Source organism: Paenibacillus cellulosilyticus (assembly GCF_003182255.1).
Taxonomy (GTDB): Bacteria; Bacillota; Bacilli; order Paenibacillales; family Paenibacillaceae; genus Paenibacillus_T; species Paenibacillus_T cellulosilyticus.
Map to the genome: position 1 here is coordinate 129,236 of NZ_QGTQ01000013.1, position 14,627 is coordinate 143,862.

11 protein-coding genes are annotated in these 14,627 nt (G+C 50.9%); 4 read left to right on the forward strand and 7 right to left on the reverse strand.

The features are described from left to right. Positions 1-30: 30 nt before the first annotated feature. Positions 31-2,250 (forward strand): methyl-accepting chemotaxis protein, encoded by a 2,220-nt coding sequence (locus DFQ01_RS17250; RefSeq protein WP_110045134.1) that lies wholly within the window; start codon positions 31-33, stop codon positions 2,248-2,250. A 280-nt stretch (positions 2,251-2,530) separates the two neighbouring features. After that, a complete protein-coding gene (locus DFQ01_RS31690) occupies positions 2,531-4,651 on the forward strand; it encodes a lytic polysaccharide monooxygenase (protein WP_245946760.1) in 2,121 nt (706 codons plus the stop codon). A 117-nt stretch (positions 4,652-4,768) separates the two neighbouring features. Here the strand turns inward: DFQ01_RS31690 and DFQ01_RS17265 are convergent, their stop codons facing one another. From DFQ01_RS17265 to DFQ01_RS17280, 4 genes are all read right to left on the reverse strand, one after another. Further along, on the reverse strand, positions 4,769-6,301 hold the full coding sequence (locus DFQ01_RS17265; protein ID WP_245946761.1) for an MFS transporter: 1,533 nt from the start codon (positions 6,299-6,301) through the stop codon (positions 4,769-4,771). 68 nt (positions 6,302-6,369) lie between these two features. Beyond that, positions 6,370-7,116 carry a TetR/AcrR family transcriptional regulator gene (locus DFQ01_RS17270; protein ID WP_110045135.1) on the reverse strand — a complete coding sequence of 249 codons (747 nt, stop codon included), beginning with the start codon at positions 7,114-7,116 and terminating at the stop codon, positions 6,370-6,372. A 91-nt stretch (positions 7,117-7,207) separates the two neighbouring features. Continuing rightward, positions 7,208-8,095, reverse strand: a complete 888-nt coding sequence (locus tag DFQ01_RS17275; protein WP_110045136.1) for a hypothetical protein — start codon at positions 8,093-8,095, stop codon at positions 7,208-7,210. Between the two features lie 172 nt (positions 8,096-8,267). Continuing rightward, positions 8,268-8,678 (reverse strand): VOC family protein, encoded by a 411-nt coding sequence (locus DFQ01_RS17280; RefSeq protein WP_110045137.1) that lies wholly within the window; start codon positions 8,676-8,678, stop codon positions 8,268-8,270. A gap of 275 nt (positions 8,679-8,953) precedes the next feature. On the opposite strand from DFQ01_RS17280, the gene DFQ01_RS17285 reads away from it, so the two are divergent. Then, positions 8,954-9,241: a hypothetical protein gene (locus DFQ01_RS17285; protein WP_110045138.1), complete on the forward strand. Its 288-nt coding sequence runs from the start codon at positions 8,954-8,956 to the stop codon at positions 9,239-9,241. A 129-nt stretch (positions 9,242-9,370) separates the two neighbouring features. Here DFQ01_RS17285 and DFQ01_RS17290 read toward each other — a convergent pair whose 3' ends face one another. Then, on the reverse strand, positions 9,371-9,994 hold the full coding sequence (locus DFQ01_RS17290; protein WP_110045139.1) for a hypothetical protein: 624 nt from the start codon (positions 9,992-9,994) through the stop codon (positions 9,371-9,373). Between the two features lie 543 nt (positions 9,995-10,537). On the opposite strand from DFQ01_RS17290, the gene DFQ01_RS17295 reads away from it, so the two are divergent. Continuing rightward, entirely contained in the window at positions 10,538-11,191 is a 654-nt protein-coding gene (locus DFQ01_RS17295) for a helix-turn-helix transcriptional regulator (RefSeq protein ID WP_110045140.1), read from the forward strand. A 600-nt stretch (positions 11,192-11,791) separates the two neighbouring features. Here DFQ01_RS17295 and DFQ01_RS17300 read toward each other — a convergent pair. Further along, complete coding sequence (locus DFQ01_RS17300; RefSeq protein ID WP_110045172.1) at positions 11,792-12,961, reverse strand: sugar ABC transporter permease; 1,170 nt, start codon at positions 12,959-12,961, stop codon at positions 11,792-11,794. 98 nt (positions 12,962-13,059) lie between these two features. Further along, positions 13,060-14,580: a sugar ABC transporter ATP-binding protein gene (locus tag DFQ01_RS17305; protein ID WP_110045141.1), complete on the reverse strand. Its 1,521-nt coding sequence runs from the start codon at positions 14,578-14,580 to the stop codon at positions 13,060-13,062. Positions 14,581-14,627: the final 47 nt, after the last annotated feature.

Here is a 14,627-nt window from a genome sequence, read left to right on the forward strand (position 1 = left end):
AGACAGCTTGACTTATGAGGAGTGGTAGATATGTTCGGGTGGCTTGGATTCAAAAAAGGACTTCCGCTATGGCGCTCTTATCGCTTGAACGAAAGCTTAAAATCCGATGCTGAGGAGATATTCGAAGGTATCGCAGAGACAAGGATGAACGTGCTCCATTCCTGGGCGAGAGATTATTGGCGCCACCTGGAGCGGCTTCGTGAGCAGCTGTTATCCACTTCCGATGCAGCAGCCCTATTGAGCAATCATAACCGTAGCGATTTGGATCATACGTTTACGGAAACATACAGCCGAGGAACGGACTTTACGGAGTTGTTCCTGCTTGACGACAAGAACAGCGTCGTCTACTCGACCTACCCTGTACATATCGGCTCTACCTATGAGAAAGGACAAGCATTCAACGCCGGCATTGCTTACGCTGCGGAGCCAGCACAAGGCCGCCCCTGCCTATTCGGACCATACAGCGATCCTATGACGCTTCGAATCGGCGCTAGATCTTCAACGTTTCATGATGCCATGACGGTGATGTTCATTCTACCAATCAACAGCGGTGACCGTATGGTCGGAGCACTGTGCGGCCGAGTTCCAAACGATGTTCTTGGCGATCTCATTCAACGGGAGTCTGGACACGTCTATCCGGATTCCGGCGATAACTACATCTTCATGGCCAAGCCGATGCTGAGCAAGCATATCCAACCCGGAACGGCACTGTCACGCAGCCGGTTTGAAGATCGAACCTTCACGCATGGCGAGAACCTGAAGGATGGGATTACGACAGATTGGGGTGTCGTCTCCGTCAAAGAGCACACGGAGCTGGAGTTAATGTTCACCGACCCTGCAACCGGCATGCTCCACCCCGGCGTTGCCAATACGATACGCAATGGCAGCAATCTGTTCGTCGAATTCCCTGGCTACTCGGATTACCGGCACATTCCGGTTATCGGCAAAGGCGTTACATTCCAGCTGCCGCATTGTCCGGATCTATGGGGCATGATGTGCGAAGGTGACTTGGAGGAAGTGTACCGTCAGCGCAGCGTCGGCTGGCGCCAATTCAAGCTTGGTGCAGCCGCTGTAGCTGTATCCGCAATTGCTGCAGCCGCGCTCATCTGGATCATTGCATCGCAAGCCCCTCTCTGGGCAATCGTAGTATCGGCTGGTTTGTCCCATCTCATCTTCGGATTGTTGTCGATCGCGTTCGTCCATAAGCGGGCTACTACGCGAGTCGTCGAGCGGCTGCAAGCAATCAATCGCTTTATCCGCATTAATGCTGAAGGCGAGGGTGATCTCACACAGCGTCTTAGACCAAACGACTTCGAGAATGACGAGACGAGAGAACTTGCGAAGTGGATCAACAACATGATCGATTCTCTCGAAAATATTATGCTGCGCGTCAAACACGCGTCAGACGATGTGCGATCGAGCCAGCATGCACTCATTCATTCCACTACCGTCACCGCGGAGTCCACCGAGCGTGTGAATCAGAATATGCACGTCATGCTGCGAAGTATCCGCAGACAGCTGAAGGACATTGACGTGGCGAAAGACGTAGCCGGCGAAATGAGGGAACAGCTTCGCTACATCGAACAAGAGGCAGATCGTCAGATCGCTACCGCACAAGGCGAAGTGGAACGGATTGGCGATAAAATGCACCATATTTCGGCCAAAGTACAGCAATCGAACGAAACCATTCGGACATTTATCCATACCGCCGAACAGATCCGTACCGTCCTGAACACGATCGAGGAAATCTCGGCACAGACGCACCTTCTCGCTTTGAACGCTTCAATTGAAGCCGCTCGCGTAGGCGAGCATGGACGAGGCTTCGCCGTTGTCGCTGCTGAAATTCGTAAGCTTGCCGACATGACGACCCGCTCGACAAGTGAAGTTCATGGCATTATTCAGCTCATCTATAAAGAAGCGCAGCAAGCCTACCAATCGATGGACGATGGCACGAAGGCTGTTGAAGAAGGCAACCAACTCGTTGCCGCCGCATCCAGCCTCCTCTCTGCTGCAACCGCTGAGGAAAGCCGTAAATCGCAGGTCGTCGACGAGGTTGTCGCCCTGATGGAGAAAATCGCAGCAATCAGTATGGAGAACCGTGCGCTCTCCACTGATGTCGAGTCCAAGGTACAAGAGCTCATGAGCGAGATCATGAGCGTCCGACATACGTCACAGACCGTCGAAGCTATTACGGTCCTTATGCAGCAGCTCGTTGGCCAATTCAAGCTGACGGAAGCGCGCGTACGATAGTAACAACAAGAGACGATCGATTTCCGAACAATGTTCGGAATATCGATCGTTTTTTTTGCATCCATACATTCGCAACATTAAGAACATGGATTAGGTTACCAAAAGAACATTGCTTGAAGATCGCGATGTGTAAAATATCTCTGAAGTAATTCCCAAGCGTCCTTCCATCCGCGACTCCATTCCGAGAAAGGAGGTGGTTCCTTTCATTAACGAATTGGCGTGATCGACTAGTCGGAACTGCTGTACGATCAATCAATTTAAGCGTAAGGGAGGCGTATGAATGACGTTACGATTTGGGTTGAAACAACCATCATCCAAGATTATGAGGCTTATCGTTGGCTCAAGTGCTCTGCTTCTAGTTCTCGTATGTTCCCTACTGCTAACGGACCGCGCCTGGGCGCATGGCTGGGTGGATGACAGCCGAGCGGATTTATGTATGGACGGCGTTAACGTGAACTGCGGTGCTGTAATGTATGAGCCATGGAGTGTGGAAGGCCGCGGGGACTTCCCGGAGATTGGGGTGCCGGACGGCCAGATTACTGGTGGAGGCAAGTACGCGCCGCTGTTTGAACAAACCGCGACACGCTGGGCCAAAGTGGACATGAGCGGCGGACCTTTTACTTTCCACTGGTCAATCGTCGCGCACCACAGCACCAACCGTTGGGACTACTACATCACGAAGCCAGACTGGGATCCGAACGAACCAATCACTCGTGACGATTTGGAGCTATTTTGCCGTTATGAGGACAACAGCGCCATTCCACCAGACGATGTCTATCATGACTGCGTCATTCCAAACGATCGGGAAGGTTATCATGTCATCATCGGAGTATGGGACATCTTTGATACAATCAACGCCTTCTACCAAGCGATAGACGTGAACCTATCGATCGATCCTTCCCAGCCGACAACGCCTGCGCCAGGCTACGCGGGCGACCCGAACCGTTTTGGCGAAATCCGTGATTGGAGCGTCATTCGCCCTTATAATGCCGGAGAGCAAGTCGTTTACAACGGCTATATCTGGCAGGCGAAATGGTGGAACCTTGGACAAGAGCCAGGAACGGCCGATGCATGGCAGCAGATCGGTCCGGTTACGGAGAACCCAACCTTGCCAGGAGAACCAACCAACCTGACGGCGACGGCGGGCAACACGCAAGTCTCGCTTTCTTGGGCAGCTACTACCGGCGCGACAAGTTATACGTTGAAGCGCTCCACGACTTCGGGCGGTCCGTACACTGATGTAGCTACCGTTACGACGACAAGCTACCTGGACACGGGTCTAACGAACGGCACGACGTACTATTATGTCGTAAGCGCTGCCAATAGCGTTGGCAGCAGTGGAAACTCCACGCAGGCAACCGCAACGCCGGCTGGTGCGGCGACCCAGGCGCCAGCAGCACCAACAGGTCTGTCGACGATGGGCCATGACTCGCATGTCATGCTGTCTTGGGCTGCTTCGACCGACGCAACAAGCTATACGGTGAAGCGCGCAACTGTCTCGGGCGGGCCATACACGGACATTGCAACGGTAACGTCCACTAACTATACCGACTTAGGTGTGACCAATGGCACGACATACTATTATGTCGTAAGCGCATCGAATAGCGTGGGCACAAGCGCCAATTCCGCACAGGCGAGTGCGACACCAACAAGCGGTGCTGCAATGGAAGCACCAGCTGCGCCAACGGGAGTAACCGCGACGGCGGGCAATGCGCAAGTGACACTCACTTGGTCAGCTTCGGCTGATGCAACGAGCTACACCGTGAAACGTGCACTCGTCTCGGGTGGGCCTTATACGGATGTCGCGACCGTCACAACGACGAGTTACGTGAATACCGGTCTAACGAATGGCACGACATACTATTACGTTGTGAGTGCATCGAATAGTATGGGCAGCAGCGCCAACTCCTCTCAAGCCAGCGCGGCGCCAACCAGCGGAAGCAGTACGACAGGCGGTTTAATCGTTCAATATCGCGCTACTGACACCAACGCTGCCGACAACCAGATCAAAGCCTCTTTCGTCATTAAAAATACAGGAAGCACCTCCGTAGATTTAAGCACGTTAAAGATCAGGTATTATTTCACTAAGGATGGCACGGCAGCAATGAATGGTTGGATTGATTGGGCACAGATCGGTTCTTCGAACGTCAACATTACGTTCGGCACCACCAGCGGCACGAATGCAGACACTTATGTCGAACTGAGCTTCACCTCTGGAGCGGGCTCCATCCTTGCCGCAGGGCAAAGCGGGGAAATCCAGCTGCGGATGTCCAAATCGGATTGGTCCAATTTCGACGAGAGCAACGACTACTCGTACGATGGGACGAAAACCTCGTTCACCGATTGGAACAAGGTTGCTTTATTCCAGAACGGCACATTAGTCTGGGGTACGACGCCATAATCAATCGGTATATCCAGCAGCAAACAAAGCCCTCGTGATGAGGGCTTTGTTTGTTTTGTTTGTTTTGTTTGTTTTGTTTGCTTTGTTTACTTCTAATCATACTGCAATTTCACACTACTACTGCTCCAACCCGTTCCCTTTTACAACCTCTACCTTCCTCGGCCAAAAAAGTACAGTTAGTGCAACCCCAACAATTGCAATACCGCCGCAGACAAACATCATCACATCAAGTCCGCTGACGAACGCTTCGTGTACAGACTTGAGGAGTGAAGCATCGTTTAGCTCGCTGGCTGCGATAACGCCAGACGATACATTGTGATGGACGGCTTCCGCCGTCGCATCGGGCAGAGCACTAACATCCACATTGCGGCTGTAAATACTGTTGAGCAGTGCGCCTAGAAAAGCAACTCCGATCGTGCCGCCGATCTGACGCATCGCCATAATAACCGCCGAACCGACTCCTGCCCGATCTTCAGGCAATGCGCCTATTGCAGCGTTCATCGCAACAGGCAGAACAAAGCTTAAACCAACGCCAACGCATACGAGCCATGCTGCCGTATAGCCATATCCCGTCGACACCTCCGTCAGACCCGCTAACCCAAAGCCTGTTGTAACAATTAGAAATCCTAACGCTATCGTCAGCTTCTCTCCTGCACGAGCAGATAGCAGACCGGATAGTCTCGAACCAACTACGACACCGCCGATTAGCGGCAGTATACGCAGCCCCGCCGCTTGTGCATCGAATCCCTGCACCACTTGCAGATAGAGTGGCAGCCCAAACAATATGCCGAATAAAGAGAAATTAACGAGCGTCGCCAGGGAAGCTCCCCATGTGAAACCTGCTCGACCGAATAACTTCATATCTACGAGCGGATGTGCTGATCTTCGTCCAAGCCAAATGAATACGCCTAGCAACAGCACGCCTACAATAACCGAAACAAGCGTAATGCCATCGTTCCAGCCTTCGTCACCCGAACGTGTGACACCATACGTTATCGCCGTCAAACCCAAGCTCGATGCGACGATTCCAGACCAATCGATTCGCTGCTTGCGCTTCTCAGCTGTTGACTCCGGCAGAAGCGCCATTAGTGCTGCAAGTGCGACGATAATAATCGGAACGTTAATGAGGAAGATCGTCCCCCAGTTGTAGTGCTCCAACAGCCAGCCTCCAAGAATGGGACCTAGCGGCAGGCCCAAAGCACTTGCTGTTACCCATAAAGTCATCGCCTTCGGACGTTCTTGCTCAGCGAACAAGAATGGAATAAGTGATAGTGATAACGGCATGAGGAGTGCTGCTCCTAGACCGAGTATTGCCCGAGAAATAATGAGTGCCTCTGAGGTCGACGAGTACGCACAAGCAACGGACGCTGCGCCGAACATAACTAGCGAGAGCAGCAGCAGCTTTTTCCGACTATATCGATCCCCCAACATTCCAGCGGGCAGCAGCATAGCGGCCAATACTAAATTATACGCATTCGCAAACCATTGCAGTTGACTTGTCGTTGCATCAAGATCAGTGGCAAGGACCGGGAGCGCAAGATTAAGCACGGTTGTATCAAGCCCGATTGTTAACACACTTAACGCAAGTACCGCCAGCACCCACCATCTGGTCTTACTGTTGTGCAAATTGAGCACCTTCAACTTCATCATCACCTTTCTTCATTTTAAAACTAACTAGTTATTTATATTTTGGTTAAAAGAATACCGCCTTTATTTCCTTACAATAAAGACGGTTCCATTAGCCCATAAACAACGAATTTAACGAGCTGCTCTCGCGCATATACGGAATTGCCGCCCATGCCAGACTCGCCATCGATATCACCTGTCATATCAATATTGAAGCGTGCAAAATGCTGCATAGAGAAGCCCACGTTACTGAGCAGCAGAATCGGCAAATAATAAGGGTCCAGATCCACCCTAATCAGCCCGCTCTCCTTCGCTTGCTTAGCCAGATTGTAGAATTGCGTAATATCGTCCGGTCGATACGCAATCTGATTCCACGTCTTCCAGCCTTCCGCGGCTTCCCACGAATAAATCTTTAAGAAACGCGGGTTCTGCACTAAGAAGTCATACGTGCTGCGTACGACTGTTTCAAGAAACAATCTGAATTTGCCAGCATCCTTCGTTAGCTGCTCATCATTCAAGAGATCGCCCGACACATCTGCAAGCATCTGATCACCGAGCTGATCGGCACGCTTGACGACTTCCATGTACAGCCCTAATTTATCGGTAAAATACTGATAGATCAGGCTCTTGTTATAGCCCGAAGCGCTCGCTATCGCATCAATCCGAGCAGCCGAAAAGCCCTGCTCCGCAAAAATCTGTTCCGCCGCATCGAGAATAAGCTCTCTTGTTCGCGCCGCATCATACGTTTTCTTCGACTTTCGTTCCTTCTGTGTAATGCCCGCTCCCGCCTTCGCAACATTTCTAACTAACTGGTTAGATTTTAATCTCCAATCGATCATCCTGTCAAGTGCTGTTCGCGGAGAAATCTCGAAGAGAATTCATTCAGAAAGAAAACCCGCGTCAGATAGCTGCTGCAGGTTTCCTCAATCGCTATAGATTCCTCTCAGCGTCAAATTCGAAGTTCGACAGCTTAAATTGTCCATCCTGATAGGAAACATTGGCATTTAAATAACCAATGTACTGTGGTGTTGCAATCTTCTCGAATAAAACACCAATACCAAAACTCGCCTGAATATCTTTATTATCATCAAATCCATATCCCACAATGTCGCGAATTCCCAGGTTATCTCTAGCCGCCCCGAACTCATCATGATCATAATAATTCTTCATGATAACTTCTGTCTTCTTGTCCCCGACCTTCACTTCTGCCGTGAGCTCTTCCGCTTCCTTGATCGGTTTGAATGAGATAGCCGGATAGACTTGATCCAAGTAGTCATTCTCCAGGAATTGATGGTCCTGCAGCTTCGGATCTTCCTCCATCTCGATCATATGCAGCTGTTCGACGGAAACGCCGGTGCCAGAACCAATGTACAGAATGATGGCGAGTTCATCATGACCATCGGCATCGTAATCTTTCACAGCCAATCTAGGCTCGATTCCTCTTGGCGTATTGTAGATCCAATCGTATTGTTGAACGAGGTCGCCGATATGAAGCTCAACTCCGTTATCGAGGCCATACATATAAATGTTGTTCTCAGGGATGGATGCAATTAATTTCGATTCCGCGCCGTCTTCCTTGCCTTCATCTGTTGTTGACGATTGGCTGTCGTCTGGCGCCTCTTCTTGCGTTTCATTCGCAGCATCATTCGCTCCGTCAGACGCTGCTGTCGAGTTTTCGACCTGTTCAGTCTGCGGATTAGTATCCTGCGATGCTGCCGACTGTTCATTCTGGGCACCACAGGCCGACAATAAGAGGCTGACTGCCATACATGACACGATTAGAAATGATGCTCGTTTGCGGAACTTTGAACCTTGCAAGTGAAATGCCCCTCTCTGCCGATCTTTGTCATTACTCTCCTATACCGACGTTATTATGGGAAAAATGTTGCAGCTATAGCCTACCTTGATGCGCAAAGTTTTTCTCTGTCTACTCAAAAAAATAAAGCTCACCGCTATTCGCGTTGAGCTTTGATCCTTTTACTTCAACCAACTAACGCTGTGGCTGCTGCGCCTCTGTGCTGATTTGCCATTTGATGCCGAATTTGTCCGCCAGCCGTCCGAAGAGTGTACCCCAGAACTGCTTCTCAAGCGCCATAATGACGCGGCCACCTTCCGACAAATTCGCAAATGCGCGCTGCGCTTCTTCATCTGTCTTAAATTCGAGGTTCAGGTCGTATCCATTGCTTGGTTCTGGCTGCTCATGCATCGTATCCGCAATGAAGAAGTTAACGCCTGCAGCAGTAAACGACATATGTATGATTCGATCCTTGAGCGCTTCATCGGTTCCTGGTGCTTGTCCATAGGTCATCTGATCATTGATCTGTCCACCAAGCGCCTGCACGTAGAAATTGGCCTGCGATCTAGCATCCTCGGAGTAAAAATACGGTGTCAGCTTCGCCACTTACGAATCACGTCCCTGTTCATTAGGTAGCTTACACGATCCATCTTATCAAAAGCGGTAGTAAAGACAAACATGAACGGCGTTCACAGATATAATCTCATTTCAAAGCATGAATACGTCTTCATACGGCTTCTTCCTTTGCATTCGTTACTTTCTTCGCCAACCCTCAACGGAGTTTGCCAAATAGGTATAGTTGTCCTAGCGCAAATGTACATCCCGCTACATATGATAGATTAGAAACACAAACCACTCCTCCTACAAGGAGGTGATGCATAATGACTATGCTGCTCACAGGCTGGATGCTCTACTCACTTTGGGTCGTGCTTGGCTTCATGGCACTCGATTTCCTCGTCGGTCTCTATCACGCACTTAAAACGAAAGACTTTACGCCATCGCTCATTCTCAGCTACCTGCAAGACATGCTCTATTACGTCCTCCCACTGCTGCTGCTTGCCAGCATCTCTGTTCTCGACTCGACCGGCTGGATCGTACTGACAGGCTACTATATTGGTGCCTTCGGAATCGCACTCAAATATTTGCTATCGCTCAAAAGCAAATTGTAAACGCCTTCTCCACCTGCCCTGGGCACATACCTAGGGCATTTTTTTGTTGCGCATGTGTATGAAAAAAAACCACGTCAGAGGACGTGGTTCGCTTACAGCGTAATGCTCGTGTGATCATCATGAATGAGATTACTCAATGCCATGCTCTTCGCGAATGTTGTACAAGCCTTGAATGAGCAGCTCCGCAGGGTCGCGGTTCAGCAGCAAGTGCGTAATCAGCAGATGCAGCGGGAAAGCGCAAACATTATTCCCATCGACAATACTTGGGAATCCTGCTTCAAGGACAGGTCCAAACTTCTCGTGCAGCGCGAGATCGACATGTACGGGCTCTGGAGCGAATTCTTCACGAATTAACGCTACGCATTGCGGTACGAGTACTTTGTCGACGATGAATTTCGCTTCATCCTCGCTCTTCGGCGGCGTAGGAATCCCTCTGCCACCTTCTTGCTTCATCAGTTCCACGAAGAAGGAAGCGAGCCATTCAGCTGGATCGTTGCCCGATTGGAATCGGTTGACCAGCTCACGCAGGAAGAAGCCACAGGAATAAACTTGATTCGATGCGTTCTTCACGTGATAAATGAATACAGGGCCGTACATTTCCTGTGTTACCACATGTCCTTCCACTTCGTTGTAATGCATACGCAGTGCTACAAGGCAGTTATGATGAACAGCCTTGACCAGTTCAACCAACTGCGGATCAGGTTCGGCTGTTTGATTGCCTTTAACTTCATCATTGGTCGTCTCGTTGTTCATCCTTTTCATCACCCGCTTCCATCATATCATTCGATGGATTAGCCAGTCTAGTCAGAGTCTCATTTTATCGAGCGATTCGACAAAGAAAGTTCGTTCCTACTCACGATATTTCGGCAAATTCCGGCCTTAGAGCCCATCTTCTCTGGCTGATCAGAGCTTATTGCGCTGTTACGGACGGATACTGACTGTGACGGACTCGGATGATAAGATTTTGTGTTCCTACCTATGCTAACGGACTCCAGTGACGCTAATGCTCGAATATGAAACATATTTCTTCGCTTACGGACTGAAAAGTCACTATTCGCCCAATGTATCTCGTTTCCGCACGGTTTTGAAGCAAATAAGGTTCGTGAGGTCCATTACATCTATAACGTGATCGATTTGACCAAATAAGGTCTCTCTAGTCCGTAACAATCACACTCCTCTTGTAGCGTCGCTGCCAGCTACACTAGTAGCATCACATTCGGTCGTGAAGCACACGCGCTTCGATACTTGGTATCGGGGCGGCTTTTTTACGTCCAGCTGACCATAAGGAGGAGCGTAATGACTAGGTTTGAGCTCAAATACGAGGAATGGCTGCTGCAGCAAATTGAACAAGAGGACCATCATCGGAGGCGAGAATTGTTGGAGAAAGAGCTTGGCCACGGTACGGTCGAGTTTCTGCGTTCCGTCTGGTTCCCTACGGTAGGGAATTTCGACCACCTATACCCTGAGTGGGAGGTTCGCGATTTCAACAGCGGCTACCGCTATGTTGATCTTGCCTATATGCCAGGTGGCGGCGTTAAAGGTGGGATCGAGATTAAAGGGTATGGGCCACATGCAAGAGATCTCGATGTGAAGCGATTCAAAGACTTGTGCTGGCGGCACAGCCTAATGGCGCTGGATGATTGGATCTTTCTCCCCATTGCTTACCCATCCATTAAAGAAGAACCGTGGCGCTGCCACCAGCTCGTTCTGGCGTTCGTCGGCAAATTCTTATCGATGAATGCACCATCCAAGTTGAACGCTTTTGAAGCGGAAGCGATTCGATACGCACGGCGGATACTGCGTCCGTTCACCCCCAATGAACTAGCCGAGCATCTGCGCGTAACGGACCGTCATGCTAGGCGAACACTAAAAACACTTGTTGATCTCGAAATGATTCATGTCGCGAGCGGGAAGCGAAGGTATCGTACATATGGGCTGCGAGTCGATTAGCTGGCAACCGTGAGGTACCTTTGTTGCTACTCAGATAAACGAATGGTGCTAACGGACACAGATGCCACTATTGCTGAACTATTCAATTCATTTACACGCTTACGGACTGAGAAGTCACTATTCGCCCAATTTATCTTGTTTCCGCATGGTTTTGATGCAAATAAGGTTCGTGAGGTCCGTTATGCATATAAAGTGACCAATGCGGTCAATTAAGGTCTCTATAGTCCGTTAGCGCGGGGAACGGCGTTGATATGTTCTTGCGCTAGGGACTGGAGGGGGCGCTCGAGTGTTTCTAGCGGAAGAAGCAGCGTTACTTATCTGGAAAGGTTTTTACAATTGCTTTCTAACGCAGGGATTACGAGTCTGCACAGGTGCTTCTAGTGTCAAGATCAGCGTTACTTTTCTGGCGAAGGGGCTTACGTTTGTCTTCTAGCCTACAATCGAGCGGAAAGCTGCGGCTGGCGGAATTTATCGCAACACAACAAAGCCGCGCTCGACCCGGCACGTACTTCGTGCTAAGTTGAGCGCGGCTTGCTGAGCGCCAAGGCGGGCGCAATGTAGATAAATGAGCTCCTCGCGTCCACCCGCGTCGGCTGCCCTTTACCCTCTTTTCTTGCGCGTCATGACATCGAAGATGACGGCTGCGGCGAGGACGCCGCCGCGGATCATGTACTGGTAGGAGATGCCGACGCCGAGCAGATTCATACCGCTGGACAGCGATGCCATGACGATAGCGCCGATGATGGAGCCGGTTACTTTGCCAACGCCGCCTGCTGCAGACACGCCGCCAACATAGGCTGCCGCGATCGCATCAAGCTCGAACAGCGTACCTGCTGTCGTTGTTGCCGACTGCAGGCGTGCTGTGTACAAAATGCCCGACAGCGCTGTCAGCATGCCCATCGAACCGAACACGATATACGTGATCTTCTTGACGTTAATGCCGCTCAAATGCGCTGCCTCTGGGTTACTGCCAACCGCGTAGATGTGACGCCCGAGCACTGTGTTATTCATCAAGAAGTGGTAGATCACAACTACCGCCAGCATAATGATAACTGTCCAGGAGAAGCCATTGTATCCCGCAAGAATCCAAGTGATATAAGCGATGATCGCTGATACGAACACCAGCTTGATGGCGAATATACTCTTCGACACCACTTCAAATTGATAACGCTGCTTGTTGCGGCGCTTCGCGAATTCAAAATAAATGTAGAGCAGAATAACGACTACGCCGAGAATGAGCGACAACAGCTTCAATCCGGAAACTTCCGCAAGCTCCGGCAGATAGCCATTGCCAATTGCGTTGAAATGACTATCGTCAACGTTGATCGTACCCGTCTTCTCGGTCACCTGCAGGAGCGCCCCGCGGAAAATCAACATACCTGCAAGCGAAGCGACGAACGATGGAATACCAACGGATGCGACCAGCACACCGTTAAACATGCCGATCACAACGCCAAGCACAAGAATGACTGGAATCGTTACATAGAACGGCATTCCCGCCTGCGTCATGAGAATGGCGGCAATCGCCCCCATGAAGCCGGCCGCGAAGCCGACCGACAGGTCGATGTGCCGGATAATGATGACGAGCGTCATGCCAACTGCCAGAACCGCCGTGTAGCCTGTAGCGTCCAGCAGGTTACTGATGTTGCGGGAGGACATGAACAGTCCATCCGTCATGATCGAGAATGTAAGCATAATGACGAACAAGGCGATGTACATCCCGTATTCCCGAATGTTTACTTTAAGCAGCGATTTCGCCTCATTGAACATGTTCGCCTGTGTTCCTTCCGAAGCTGGCAGCTTATGCCGCCCCCCACGAACCGACGATGTATTGGCGTTTTTGAGCGTGTTGGTCATCGATGATCCTCCTATTGCGTTGCAAATTGCATGATTTTTTCCTGATCGGCCTCTTCAATCGACAGCTCGCCCTTCATACGACCTTCCGCCATGACGTACACGCGGTCGCTCATCCCGAGCACCTCGCCAAGCTCGGACGAGATCATGATGATGCTCATCCCTTCGCTGATCAGACGGTTCATAATCGTATAAATCTCGAACTTGGCGCCAACGTCGATGCCGCGTGTCGGCTCATCCAGAATAAGCAGCTTCGGGCCAACGAACAGCCACTTGCCAAGCGATACCTTCTGCTGATTGCCGCCGCTTAGATTGCCGACGATTTGCTCGATGGACGGCGCCTTTACATACAGTGAATCCTTGTACGACTGCGCGACCTTCACTTCTTCGTTGGCGTTAATCACGCCCTTGGAGGATACGCCATGCAAGTTCGCGGCCGTAACGTTGCTCTTAATGTCTTGAATGAGGAACAGCCCGTCTCCCTTGCGATCCTCGGTCACATACGCAATGCCTGCACGAATCGCATCGCTGGTATGCCGGAACGTGGCTGGCTTGCCATTCACCGATAGTTGTCCCTGCAGTTTATAAGACTTCGGATTGCCGAAGATGCTCAGCGCAAGCTCCGTCCTTCCGGAGCCCATCAAGCCGGCGATCCCGACGATTTCTCCCTGTTTGACATGCAAGTTCACGTTCTTCACGACGGCTCTGCCGAGCTTGGAATCGTACGCCGACCAATCGCGTACTTCAAGAATCGTACTGCCGAACGACTTGTTCGCACGCTTCGGATAAATATCTTCAATCTCACGGCCAACCATGTTCTTGATGATGACGCTCTCGGATATTTCTCCTTTGGACGCATCCAGCGTACAGATCGTACGCCCATCGCGGAGCACGGTCGCCTTATCCGCGATCGAGATGACTTCCTTCAGCTTGTGCGAGATCATGATGCACGTAATGCCTTGACTCTTCAGCTCACGCAGCAGCGCGAGCAGGTTTTCACTGTCATTCTCATTGAGTGCTGCCGTCGGCTCATCGAGGATGAGCAGCTTAACATTTTTGCTAAGTGCCTTCGCGATTTCGACAAGCTGCTGCTTGCCCACGCCAAGATCTTTAATCAACGTTTCCGGATTCACATCCAGCTTCACTTTGTCGAGCATCTGCTTCGCCTGTACGATCGTCTGATTCCAATTGACCACCGCACCACGCCGCACTTCATTCCCCGCGAAAATATTCTCGTACACCGTCAGGTCCGGGAACAACGCCAGCTCCTGATAGATGATCGCGATGCCTGCCTTCACGCTGTCCGCGATTCGGCCGAACGTCTGCACCTGACCCTCGAAGACGATATCGCCCTTGTACGAGCCGTGCGGATAGACGCCGCTAAGCACCTTCATCAGCGTGGACTTGCCCGCGCCATTCTCGCCGATCAGGCAGTGAATCTCGCCTCTGGCGACCTTGAAATTAACGTCGGCGAGCGCTTTGACGCCCGTGAATTCTTTGGAGATATTGTTCATCTCTAAAATATAGTCGCTCATCGTATGCACTCCTTAGCCAAACCACGAATACAAGCGGAATAGTGATA

Bases quoted from the DNA above. Each gene is read 5' to 3' on its own strand.
- DFQ01_RS17250 (WP_110045134.1), top strand. From the start codon at position 31: ATGTTCGGGTGGCTTGGATTCAAAAAAGGACTTCCGCTATGGCGCTCT.
- DFQ01_RS31690 (WP_245946760.1), top strand. From the start codon at position 2,531: ATGACGTTACGATTTGGGTTGAAACAACCATCATCCAAGATTATGAGG.
- DFQ01_RS17265 (WP_245946761.1), bottom strand. From the start codon at position 6,301: ATGATGAAGTTGAAGGTGCTCAATTTGCACAACAGTAAGACCAGATGG.
- DFQ01_RS17270 (WP_110045135.1), bottom strand. From the start codon at position 7,116: ATGATCGATTGGAGATTAAAATCTAACCAGTTAGTTAGAAATGTTGCG.
- DFQ01_RS17285 (WP_110045138.1), top strand. From the start codon at position 8,954: ATGACTATGCTGCTCACAGGCTGGATGCTCTACTCACTTTGGGTCGTG.
- DFQ01_RS17290 (WP_110045139.1), bottom strand. From the start codon at position 9,994: ATGAACAACGAGACGACCAATGATGAAGTTAAAGGCAATCAAACAGCC.
- DFQ01_RS17295 (WP_110045140.1), top strand. From the start codon at position 10,538: ATGACTAGGTTTGAGCTCAAATACGAGGAATGGCTGCTGCAGCAAATT.
- DFQ01_RS17300 (WP_110045172.1), bottom strand. From the start codon at position 12,961: ATGTTCAATGAGGCGAAATCGCTGCTTAAAGTAAACATTCGGGAATAC.
- DFQ01_RS17305 (WP_110045141.1), bottom strand. From the start codon at position 14,580: ATGAGCGACTATATTTTAGAGATGAACAATATCTCCAAAGAATTCACG.